This is a genomic window from Arthrobacter sp. FW306-06-A (assembly GCF_021870055.1).
Lineage (GTDB): Bacteria > Actinomycetota > Actinomycetes > Actinomycetales > Micrococcaceae > Arthrobacter.
Map to the genome: position 1 here is coordinate 3466121 of NZ_CP084552.1, position 11667 is coordinate 3477787.

At 63.0% G+C, this 11667-nt stretch carries 8 protein-coding genes; 2 read left to right on the top strand and 6 right to left on the bottom strand.

Annotated elements, in window-relative coordinates:
• Window positions 1-7: 7 nt before the first annotated feature.
• A complete protein-coding gene (locus tag LFT49_RS16195) occupies window positions 8-763 on the bottom strand; it encodes an IclR family transcriptional regulator (RefSeq protein WP_237428756.1) in 756 nt (251 codons plus the stop codon).
• Window positions 764-891: 128 nt separating this feature from the next.
• On the opposite strand from LFT49_RS16195, the gene LFT49_RS16200 reads away from it, so the two are divergent.
• Window positions 892-2364 (top strand): aldehyde dehydrogenase (NADP(+)), encoded by a 1473-nt coding sequence (locus tag LFT49_RS16200; protein ID WP_237428757.1) that lies wholly within the window; start codon window positions 892-894, stop codon window positions 2362-2364.
• Complete coding sequence (locus LFT49_RS16205) at window positions 2361-3542, top strand: fumarylacetoacetate hydrolase family protein (RefSeq protein WP_237428758.1); 1182 nt, start codon at window positions 2361-2363, stop codon at window positions 3540-3542. The genes LFT49_RS16200 and LFT49_RS16205 overlap by 4 nt, the downstream gene beginning before the upstream one ends.
• Window positions 3543-3612: 70 nt before the next feature.
• Here LFT49_RS16205 and LFT49_RS16210 read toward each other — a convergent pair whose 3' ends face one another.
• The 5 genes from LFT49_RS16210 to LFT49_RS16235 all read right to left on the bottom strand — a co-directional run bounded on the left by LFT49_RS16210 (window position 3613) and on the right by LFT49_RS16235 (window position 11430).
• A complete protein-coding gene (locus LFT49_RS16210) occupies window positions 3613-4152 on the bottom strand; it encodes a hypothetical protein (protein ID WP_237428759.1) in 540 nt (179 codons plus the stop codon).
• 580 nt (window positions 4153-4732) lie between these two features.
• Window positions 4733-5875, bottom strand: a complete 1143-nt coding sequence (locus tag LFT49_RS16215) for an acyltransferase family protein (RefSeq protein ID WP_237428760.1) — start codon at window positions 5873-5875, stop codon at window positions 4733-4735.
• Between the two features lie 186 nt (window positions 5876-6061).
• Window positions 6062-7468 carry an O-antigen ligase family protein gene (locus LFT49_RS16220; RefSeq protein ID WP_237428761.1) on the bottom strand — a complete coding sequence of 469 codons (1407 nt, stop codon included), beginning with the start codon at window positions 7466-7468 and terminating at the stop codon, window positions 6062-6064.
• 1079 nt (window positions 7469-8547) lie between these two features.
• On the bottom strand, window positions 8548-9936 hold the full coding sequence (locus LFT49_RS16225) for a MinD/ParA family ATP-binding protein (protein WP_442863711.1): 1389 nt from the start codon (window positions 9934-9936) through the stop codon (window positions 8548-8550).
• A gap of 666 nt (window positions 9937-10602) precedes the next feature.
• The gene (locus LFT49_RS16235) at window positions 10603-11430 is read right to left on the bottom strand and encodes an MBL fold metallo-hydrolase (RefSeq protein WP_237428764.1); all 828 of its coding nucleotides are present in this window, start codon (window positions 11428-11430) and stop codon (window positions 10603-10605) included.
• Window positions 11431-11667 lie beyond the last annotated feature (237 nt).

Consider the following 11667-nt stretch of genomic DNA (forward strand, 5'->3'; position numbering starts at 1 on the left):
CCGGCCGTCAGCGGTAGCCGAGCTCGGCACTCAAGCGGGCAGCGCCGTCGGCCGCCAATGCAGACCACTCCTCCACCGGGCGCTGGTTCCAGCGCATGTCCGGAACGGAGACGCTCAGGGCCGCCACCACGGCGCCGGTGTGGTCCCGGACCGGCGCCGCCACGCAGGAAACGTCCGGCGTGGACTCCCCGGACTCGAAGGCCAGCCCGGAGGCACGGATCTCGTCCAGGACGTTGGCGAGCGCGTGGGGTTCAGTGATGCTGTTGGGGGTCAGTTTGGCAAGGCCCTTTGTGATGATGCGCTTGCGTTCGGCGTCCGGCAGGTACGCCAGAAGGGCCTTGCCCACGGCGGTGCAGCTCGCCGGAAGCCGGCCGCCCATGCGCGAGACCATGCGCACGGACTGGGTGCTGTCCACCTTGCAGATGTACACCACGTCCGCGCCGTCGAGGATTCCCACGTTCACGGTCTCGTCGCACTCCCTGCCCACGGACTGGGAAATGCGCAGCCCGACGGCGTGCAGGTCCAGCCGTTCGGCGAACGCGTTGCCCAGCCGGAAGACGCTCAGCCCCAGGTGGTAGGTGGCCGTGGCATCGTCCCGGCGGAGGTATTTGCGCTCCGTCAGGGTGGTGAGCAGTTCGTGGACGGTGGTCCGGGGAAGGCCGGTCCGTTGCACCACTTCGGGTGCGGAAAGCCCGTGGCGGGCGTCCATGAAAAGCTCCAGGACGTCGAGGCTCCTGACGACGGCGGGGGTCAAGCGGGGCACGTGAAGTCCTTTCGTTTGGGGCGCGATGGCCTAGCGCGGCTTCCAGTCTACGTGCACCGTTCGAAATATCGCACATTGTTCGACAAGGAATGGATTTGGAACTAAAGATGATTCCAGGAGGAAACAACATGCAGACCACCCCAGAGCAGGTCGAAAACCAGATAGTGGCCGCGCACGCGGCCTACGAGCAGGCCCGGGACGTGGAACCACAGGTCCGCGGGTCCTGGCTGGAGGCCATCGCCGCCGCCCTCGAAGCCAACGCGGATGAACTCGTTGGCCTCGGAGAACAGGAAACCCACCTGGACCAGGGCCGGCTGCGTTTCGAACTGAAGCGCTCGGTCTTCCAGCTGCGCCTCTTCCGGAGCGAAATCCTTGCCGGTGAGCACCTGGGCGCCATCATTGACCACGCCGACCAGGACTGGGGAATGGGCCCCCGCCCGGACCTGCGCAGGGTCAACGTGCCCCTCGGCGTCGTGGGCGTCTTCGGTGCCTCCAACTTCCCCTTTGCCTTCAGCGTGATGGGCGGGGACACTGCCTCCGCCCTCGCGGCCGGCTGCGCCGTGGTGCACAAGATCCACGAAGGGCACCTGCAGCTGGCGCTGCGTACCGCGGCCATCGTCGAGGAAGCCCTTGCCGCAGCAGGCGCACCGCAGGGACTGTTTTCCGCCGTGGTGGGCCGGAAGGCAGCCGAAGCACTGGTCGACCATTCCCTGACCAAGGCGATTGGCTTCACGGGCTCCACCGCGGGCGGCCGGGCGCTGTTTGACCGGGCCTGCCGCCGCCCCACCCCCATCCCCTTCTACGGTGAGCTGGGCAGCATCAACCCCGTGTTCGTCACGGAGCAGGCCTGGGCTGCGCGCCGGGACGCCATCCTGTCGGGTTACGCGGCGTCGTTCACCGCAGGAATGGGACAGTTCTGCACCAAGCCGGGGCTGCTGTTCGCGCCGGTGGAGGATATCGACGAGGTGGCAGCCCTGCTTCAGCAGGAACTCGAGTCCAAGAGCGTGGCACCCCTCCTGAGCCCCAAGCTTCGCGAGGGCTTCGACGCCGCCCTGGAAAAGGTGCGGTCCGCCGAGGGCGTGGACGTGCTGGTGAAGGGCGACGACGCCGAAGCACCCCGGCCCACCGTGCTGGCCACCACCGCGGAGGCAGTGCTGGCGCAGCCGGAGCTGCTGGAGCAGGAAATGTTCGGCCCCGCCACCCTGCTCATCCGGTACCGTCCCGGAACAGACCTCACCGAACTGGCCGCCCTGCTGGAGGGCCAGCTGACGGCCACTGTCCAGGGTGAGCCGGAGGAAAAGCTCGATGACCTGCTGACGGTGCTGCGGGAACGGAGCGGCCGGTTGGTGTGGAACGCCTGGCCGACGGGAGTCAGCGTCACCTACGCGCAGCAGCACGGCGGGCCCTACCCCGCCACCACCGCCGCCTCCACCACCTCCGTGGGGACGGCTGCCATCGGACGGTTCATGCGCCCGGTTGCCTATGACTCCTTCGCCCCGGAGCAGCTTCCGCCTGCCCTGCGGGATGACAACCCCTGGAACATCACGCGGCGGGTGGACGGAATCCACCAGCCTGCCGGACAGAAAGCTGAAACACGATGACGACTGTTAGTGCAGACCAGATCCTGCCCGCCGACGCGGACAAAGCCCTACTGGTGGGGCGCGTCTGGGACCCGGAGACGGGCGGGCCGCGCGTGGTCTCCGTCAGCGGACAGGACGTCTTTGACCACACTGCCCACGTACACACCGTTGCGGAACTCATGGACCTGGACGACCCGGCGGGTCTCATCGCTGCCACCCGCGAGTCACCCAGCTGGGACCTGGCGGCCCTGATCGACGCTTCCCTGGCGCAGGACACGGGACGCCCGTACCTCCTGGCCCCGGTGGACCTGCAGGTGGTCAAAGCCTGCGGCGTGACGTTCGTTGACAGCATGATTGAGCGGGTCATCGAGGAACGGTGCGGCGGTGACTTCCACCAGGCCGCGGGCGTCCGTGAGTCCGTCCTGGCCGTTCTGGGCTCCGACCTCGCCAGCGTGCGGCCCGGTTCCGAGCAGGCCCGGCAGGTCAAGGAGGTGCTGGCGGCCAAGGGGATGTGGTCCCAGTACCTGGAGGTGGGGCTCGGCGCGGACCCGGAAGTCTTCACCAAGGCCCCGGTGCTCTCAAGCGTCGGTTTTGGGGCCCGGATCGGCATCCCGTCGTTTTCGAGCTGGAACAACCCGGAACCGGAACTGGTCCTGATCGTGGATTCCCGCGGCCGGGTACGTGGAGCCACCGTAGGCAACGATGTGAACCTGCGCGATGTGGAGGGCCGCAGCGCGCTCCTGCTGGGCATGGCCAAGGACAACAACGCGTCCTGTGCCATCGGCCCGTTCATCCGCCTCTTCGACGACCGGTTCAGCCTGGAGTCGCTGCGGAGCGAGGACATCACGATGACCGTGGAGGGGACCGACGGCTACCGTCTTGACGGGAAAAACAGCCTGTCCCGGATCAGCCGGCCCTTCGAAGAGCTGGTGGGGGCCGCCTACGGCAGGCACCACCAGTACCCGGACGGCTTTGCACTGTTCACGGGGACGCTCTTTGCACCCAGCCAGGACCGGGATGCGCCGGGCCTGGGGTTCACCCACAAGGAGGGAGACCGGGTGACGATCCACAGCGCCCAGCTGGGGTCGCTGATCAACACCACGGGCACCGCCGAGGACCTCCCTGCCTGGAGTTTTGGGATCCGCGACCTGATGGAATACCTGTCACGGTTTGTCCAGGTTCCTGTGCACGAGGGTTAGGACTAGAACCGACGAAGGCAGGGTCCGGGCGTACCGGGCCCTGCCTTTCTCGGTATTGGTGGATGCTGCACTACGCCAGATCTTCGAAGCTGTCCTCGCCGGGGCGCCAGGCCATCCACCGCCCGTCCGGGAAGCCGCTGAGTTCGGCAATCTCCACGAAGATCTCTTCCTTGGCAGGGTGGATCACGATGGTGCCGGCGTCTAGGTCGACGCGGATACCCGAGCCGGTTTTTTCCGTCGTTGAAACCACAGTGCCCTGATCCAACCGGCGCAGGGCGTCGGCATACCGAAGATCCTGCTCGCGCCACTGGCGGCCATTCTGCCGGACCACAGGCCACACATGGCTGTTGAGCGTAACGTGGCCGGGGCCCTGCTCCCCGTCGAACCGGAACTGCACGTAGTCGTTCAAAACAAACTCCACCGAGCACAGCCGTTGGTCCACCAGCCGGGAGAGCAACTCGTTCGGAACGTAGGACGCCATCGAGCTAACCACCAACCTTCTTTTCTCCTCGATCAACGACTCCAGTGAAGCAGACTGCGGGTCCGCGACGGCCACCTCGAGCGAGCGCGCCACCCTACAACCCACGACGGCGGAGGCCGGCGTGGGCAATTATGCCTTGTGCGTGGTGCAGGATGAAGTGGAGAACCGCGCGGCCGGCACCGGCTCGTTGCCCATCGTGATCGGCGCTCGGGCAACGGTGCGCTTTGCGATCGCCGCTTACCTGCTGGCCGGCGCGCTGCCGCTCTTCACGCCCGGCCGGGACCGCTGGCGGCCCTGCTCCACTCCCATACGCGGTGAGCATCCTCCCCTTCGATTCCCTGTCCGACGCGGACTCAGGGCACGCCCACCGCGGACGGGAGCGCATTGTCGCTGAACTACGTCACGGAGTTCTTCGTGTCTATGCAGCTGATCTGGTACGCGGCGGTGGGGTGTGGGGCTAGAAGGCGGCGCAAGTAAGCATAGTCCTGAGCGCGTGGGGGATGTAAACGCGTGGTCGGCACGAGCCTAACCACGCCTGGCCGGTCATCGCTGCCGGCATCGTCCAGACCATTGGCAACGCCTTTAAGATAGCGACAGACCCGGCCCCGGCGTCCTCTGCTGACGTATCCGATTGGACGGGTGAAATCCGTAAGGATGACAACCACATCTACGTCAAGACGAGCACCCGCTGGAAGCGGGCGTGCACTCCCTACTTGGTATTGGAGTTGGGGGCGGCAGAGGAAGCCTTGCCGCCCCCAACGAGGCGCGACTTCTCAAGCGACGGGACTTCGATCCATCGGTAGCTTGCGCTCGCCGCGGCGAGGCTCACGCCCATGCCGAAGACTGCAATACCGATGATGTATTCAACCCGGGACAAGTCAAGCCGCCCCACCAGTGACCAGCACAGGAGGGCGACAGGGAAGTGTACCGCGTAAAGGCTGTAAGAGCGCGCCCCGAGCCACAGTGCGGGCTTGGATTCCAGCAGGTTCTTTCGGTCCCCGCGGGCGAACATCCACGCAATGAGGGCGGCAAACGCAACCAGCCACACGCCCTGCTCGATGCGGCCCGAGAGGGTAGGGACGCGAGCGAATCCGATAGCGAGAGCCGTCAGCGCGACGACAAGGGCCACCTTTGCGTGAACCTGCCGGCGGCGTAGGACGTGGGCGAGAATGGCCCCAACGACGAACCACTCAACCAGCTCGAACACGGGGAACGAAGCAACCTGGTTGAGTGCGAAAGACACTAGCACCAGTCCGGCGGCGACACCGTAAACGGTCAGCTTCCGGCGCAGTATGAATAGCAGCGGGAAGAGCAGGTAGAGCTGCATCTCGACAGCGATCGACCACAGCGGTGGGACAATCTGCGTCCGCCATGCGGGGTCAAGGTTGTGGACCATAAACAGATGCGACAGCACACCACCCAGAGTCACCGGCTCGTATGTCATGAGGCTCGGGGATGGGTCCAATAACATCCAGCCGAACCCGAGGACAACGACTGCACCGAAGGCCAGGGCCGCGTAGTAGGTGGGCAGGATTCGCCAAAAGCGCCGCTGCCAGTACACACGGAAAGGCGTGGCTCCTCGGCTTCCCAAACGGCGGGACTCTTCGGTCCAGTACAGAGTGAAGCCAGAGAGCATGATGAACAGCCAAACGGCGGGTCCACCAAAAGTCCATGGCCACAGCACAAGGCCGAGCGCATCAGCTTTCCAGATGGGGATTACAGGACGGTCAGGCCCGACCATACCAAGGACGTGGCCAGCTGCCACCACCAGTGCCGCCACACCGCGCAGCCCGTCAACGAACTTCAGCCGCGGCTTAGGCATGAATCTATTCAAAAATCCCCCAGAAGTCATTGCCCCATTTTAGGGCTAGTCTGCCGGCGTCTTGGATACTACGGCTCCGGAGGTAGCCGTAGAGCGGGCCGACAACGGCGTTACCGAGTTCCCCCGATATCGCTGCTGCCATCTGGGCCTTGATAATCCATTTATAGCGCCAAGAAGCTTTCTCTTGTCCATCCATAGCAGACTGCTGGTTGGACGCTAAACGGAGCGTGCGGTGCTTTGGTGCGGCGCCTCTCCGCCTGTTCCTTCTGCCCGAATTGTCCGGCCTTCAAGCTTGGGTTGGCTTCGCGACTTCGCGTGATCATCTATTGTCGGGGACTCCGCTGCAATCTCGGAGAGGGTTGCCACGAGCAGGCCGAAAACTACGATGAGGATGAATGTTGTGGAGCCGGGGCCGGCAGGACGCAGCGGCGTCTCTGTGACTCCGCGAACGACTAAATACATCACCAATGCCACCGACAATCCATCTGTGGATTTTCGTACCCGGAAGGCTGCGAAGAGCAGCACGGAGATGAGGATTACCAGGGAGGCGAGGCCGGTAATCCCCTCGCCGCCCAAGGTCTGCACGAACTGGTTGTGCGCTTGGGCGGCAGCATCAAAGTTCGGCAGATAGGAATTGCGATACTCCTGGCCCAGCAAGGTAGGGCCGTAACCAAACCATGGGTTCAGTTGGAAGCCCACTAGGGCCGCGGCCCAAATGGCTGTCCTGCCTGTCAGGGTCCCAGCCTGCTCGGGGACGAACGTGGACATGAGCCATTGGTTGCCTCCGAATAGAGCAATTAGCAGTGTCGCAACAGCTCCAAGATAGAGCGCCACCCGAAAGGCCTTGCTCAAGGCGTTAGTCATGACGAGCAAGCCTATTACCAATGCAATAATCCCGGTGGTTGATTGCGCAAGAATGACAGCGACGAGGAACATTCCACGCCAGACGAGACGTGAGCGTGCATGGAGTTCAAGCATGAAACCGACAACCGCCAAAGCGGCAAACCCGTTCGGGTGCCCCATCAGGCCCTGAAGCCGGTGGATCCCGAACACGGTTCTGGCTTCCTCCAGGTTGAACACGATTTGCGGCAGGAGCAAGATCGCGGCGAAGCTCAGCACGACGATGATGCGAATCACCAGCCGGGACATCTTAAGAAGCCATTCTGACGAGTACCCGCCGTATACCAGAAACGCAAGAACAACCAGCGGAGTTGTCCAGTACGCTTCGGGGAAGTCGGGCACAACGCCCGCGACTGTTGATACGCCCAACACCGCATAGAAGGTCAGCACGGCAAAGGTCACCCACCCGGCGTTCTTCCGAGGATGGCTGACCGCCTTTAGGATCACCCACGCAGCCAGTACCACCGCCGTTAGGTTTGCCCCATGATTGATTTCCTGGAAAACACTGGGCGTCCCACCCGGCGGGTACATGGCTATGGCCACGGTCGTGATGGGGCCGCAAATTAGAAGTATGGCTTCCAGCGCCCAGTACCCGCCTCTGTGCTCAGCGGCCGGCCGCCAGGCTCCAACAATAAGGTAGGCCCACAAAATGCCGGCAAGGCAGACCAAGCCCGGCAGGGCAAGCGAAAGTATTGTCCCCATATCCCTAAGCATAAGGGTCATATAAACGCAGGGTCGGTTCATGCGCCGCCCCTGCCCATGAAATCGTTCTTCTCGCTGCTGTAGAAGAACGTCCTTGACCGTCAGCGACGGCTCGCACGGCAGGACCTCGGGCTGTTACCACAACCTGAATCGAGACAACCCAGCACCGACAGCGACGGATGAGCAATCACATGCTCATCGAATAGGAAGCAACCCATCGGAATACGCATCCCGAGTCAACAAGGCCGGGGCACCCCCTATGGGAAAGCTACGTCACCGGGTTCTCCGTGACCACGCTACTGACTTAAGGCAAGGCTTTAGGTTCTTTGTTGTTTGGGATTACGAACCGCACGATCACCCAACGTCTTCCCGCGAAGTGGCGGCCATCCGATAGAGCTGCCGGTTGCTAGGGACCTTGAACCCCTCAGGAAAATGAGTTTGCCTGTACTGCCAGCTTTCTAAGCATGCCCTTGAGCAAAACACGGGTGGAGGAATGCGCCGTAGCTTCATGCCGCAAAACCGGCATCTTGGCCCAAGCCCCAATCTTCGAATTAGCGTCCGCAACATGCGTGCAGGCTAGCCGCAATCCGCCGCAAGTTTGACCAGTAAGGAGTACTTGTATTTTCTGCGGCCGATACTTGGGCCGCCCCGCGAGCAGGTGAGGTTTCGTATATCCACCCGTGGGCGCAGTTCCGGTGCCAAACTACGCCATCAAATTCTTCCAAACCACATCGATGGTTCCGATCTCAGCGGATCGGTCACGACAGGTCTTCGAAGTTGGCCTCACCCCGGGCGCCAAGCATCCACCCTGGATCCGGGAAACAGTTGATTTGGGAAAATCTCGAAGAACGTGCCGGGAGTCAACTGGGCTGAGGGCATCTGTGTACCGTGGCCGGGACCTGCTTTCCGTCAAACTGCAGTCGCAGATAGTCGTTGAGGACGACGTCCACCAAGTACATCCGCTGTCCCACCAGCTGCGACGGCAATTGCTTACCTGGTACTGCTTTCCTGTTGTTCCCCTCCAGCCCTACGCTATCGAATGAGGCCCCGACGAAGGTAGCAACAGTCCGCGAGACACCGCCGCGAATGCGTCAAAAGGTTTACCGATACCCATCGACGATCGCCGCGGCGATCTCCTTGTACGCGCGCCGCGTCTCGGCCTTGAGCACCTCCAGAGTGACCAGGTCTCCGTCGGCCACTCCTCGGTCATGCGGTACCGCAATAAGCTCCCGGCAGATTCCGGCCAAGTGCTCCTCTATGGCGTCCTTATCCACGCGGGAGGAAACCTCATCCTTGTCCGTGATCACCACAATAGCGTTGCGGGCCAGGTCCTCGTAGCCATGGCTGGCCAGCCAGTGCAGGGTGCTGCGGGCGCGCTTGGCACCGGACACAGCGTAGCCGGCGGCGATCACCAGATTGTCGGCCGACTGCAAAATCCCGCTCATCGCATTGTGCGTCACGCCCGTGCCGCAGTCGGTCAGCACCACTGAGTAGTAGCTGGAGATGAGCTTGCGGATGCGGCGGTACTCCTCGGCCGTCAGCGAGTCCGAAACCTCCGGATCCTGCTCCCCCGCAATTAGGTGCAGCCGGCCGGCGTGGTGCATGTACCGGGCCAGCGATGTCAACGAATCGATGGAGTCGATGTTTTCCAGCAGGTCCGAAATGGTCCGCGGCGTGGACTGCTGGTAAATGCCCTCGCCCAGCGCCCGTTCCACCAGGTCGCCGGAGTCAGGGTTGGCGTCGATGGCGCAGGGGGCGTCCCCGCGGTATTCGGCCAGGGTCAGGCCTACGCCCACGGTGGTGGATGTCTTGCCGATGCCGCCCTTGAGGCTTAGGACCGCGGTGTTGTAGCTGCCCTGGAGCTGGCGGGAAATGCGGCGGGCCAGTTCGTCTTCCTGGCGCTGCTTTAGCCCGGGGCCCAGGTTCCAAGCGCCGCCGGTTAGGTTGTACAGCGCACCACGAAACCCGCCCACGGGGCGCGGCTTCTGCTCCCTGACGAACAGGCCGGGCGAGCTGATGAAGTCCGGCATGGGTGCATCCGCGATCGCGTCGGCCGCAGTGGGCCGGCTGCGGCGGAGGGACCGCGTTTCGGCAGGAGCGTCCGACGGCGATTCGGCAGCTTGAGAGGTCGCAGTGCCCGGGAATTGGGTCGGGGCAGCAGGAGGCACTGTGGCAATAGGCACCGGATCCGCAGCAGGCGGCGATGGAGGAGACACTCCGGGCGCAACAGGCGAAGCCGGCGCGGTGGAAGGGGCGCGGGACGGCTTGGTCGCGTCGGCCGCGGCGGCCGCCTCCGCCCAAGAGCTGCGCCGCGTGACCGGTTTGCCGGCGTCGTTTGAACTGGAAGGGGGCGTTACGGCTGGCATGGTTCCTGTCCAGGCATCCTGAACTGAGCCGTGGTCACGACGAAGGTCGCGGCGACGGCGCAGCTGCGGCTGCCCTGCATCTTCTGCTGGGGCGCCTGCAGTCTGATCAGCCGGATCTGGCATGTCTGTCCCCCCGGACGTTTCGGCGAACGGTTTCTGCGGCACTGGTTCAATCTGTAAGTCTAGGGGGTCCGGCAGGAGACCCTGCCCCGTATCCGCTGGTCAGTGGTGGATGAGCGCGGCGGAAACCACGGCTGCGGTAAGCACCAGGAGAGCGGCAAGGACGGAGTAACCCACCCACTTGGGACGGGCTTTGTGGGGGTTGATATCGACATACGGCATGATCAGCGTCGGTTACCTCGGTAGATTGGCGACGGTGATGTGGGTGCGGGCCGGACGGAGATCCGCATTGCTCGTCGTCTAAGCCGCAGCATCTGATAGAGAACGGCGAAGGGAATGAGTAGGGTGCCCAGCAACGAGCTCAGCGCAAGGGCGTAGTCAGTCAAGGCCATAACAGTCTCCATTGGTCATAAGCATCCTTATTGCCTATGACCTAAGCATGTGACAGAACAATTGACAAGTCACGTCAAAGAACCGTGGAGACTACAGATTAGGGAGGTAGAGGCCCCATCAAGTGCAATAAACCAGCTCCGATTTGATCAGAATTGGAGTCCGACCTGGTTAACCTCGATCTAACGGCTTCACGATTACGGTAGCTGGGCGAGCATGGCCAGCGCCACATAGGACAGAGGACACAGCCACCGTGGGCGCGCTCAAAGCGAACCGGTGTTACGACGCGTTCAGGCTGCTGCGCCAATTCTCTTGGAGACGCCTGATGAACCAGCGGGACTGCTCCGGGCCGTATGGCAGCACCGGAATGGCCTTCGTCGCGTCATTTGGAGTGTCGCGTATGGACTGGCGAGCCTGCCGGACGGCTGTACTCATGGTGTTGGCCATAGTCTTGACAAACTGATCGCTGCACGGTTCTCCATGGCCGGGGACGAGGAACTCGTAGCGGTGGCGCAGCGCTGAGATGTGCCGCAGCACATCCGCCCACTCCTCCGGGTAGGAGTCCTCGAAGGACGGGTGAGCGCCCTGCTCCACCAAGTCGCCCACGTACAGTGTGGTGGGAGTGCCCACCAGAAGGTCTCCATCGGTGTGCCCACGGCCGAGGTAAAACAGGGTTGTCGTCAAACCACCGAGGTCGACGAGGACTGGTTGGTCCTTGACGATGGCATTGGGCACCACGAGTTCAACGTTGTCCCCCTCCCCAGCGGACATCTCTGGCTCTTGCGTTGCAACATGCCGGCGCTGCATGTCGCCCTTTTCATGGACCTCTTTGGCGCAGTTCTGATGGGCCCAGAATTCGGTTACGCCGGCTTCGACAAAGACGCTGTTGCCGAAGAAGTGGTCATAGTGGGCATGTGTGTTGACGACAACGATGGGCAGGTCCGTCTTCTCGCGGACAGCGTCGAGGATCTCGCGCCCCTGACGGGGACCGCAGCCGGTGTCAATTACCATGGCGCGTTCGGAACCGACGATGAGGCCCGTGTTCAGCAGCGACGCTTCAGTGACCAGTACATAGCTGTCCGCGCCGACTTCGAGCCATTCCGACATTGTTTCTCCGTATCTCCGTCAAGCAGTGTGCGCTTGTCTTGGTCCCCGATTCTACCCAAGGCCCCTGAGTTTCCGGGAAGGCAGTCGACCACAACGCTCACAACGGTAGCTGAGGGATGGCCAGCAGCCTCCAGTTGTGCTGAAAGCCTGCCATCAGCTCAAGTCTCGTCTAAGTCCTGCGATACATATGCCATTCAGAGAACTGACACGCGTCTTACGGTTGCCGCACCTCGTTAG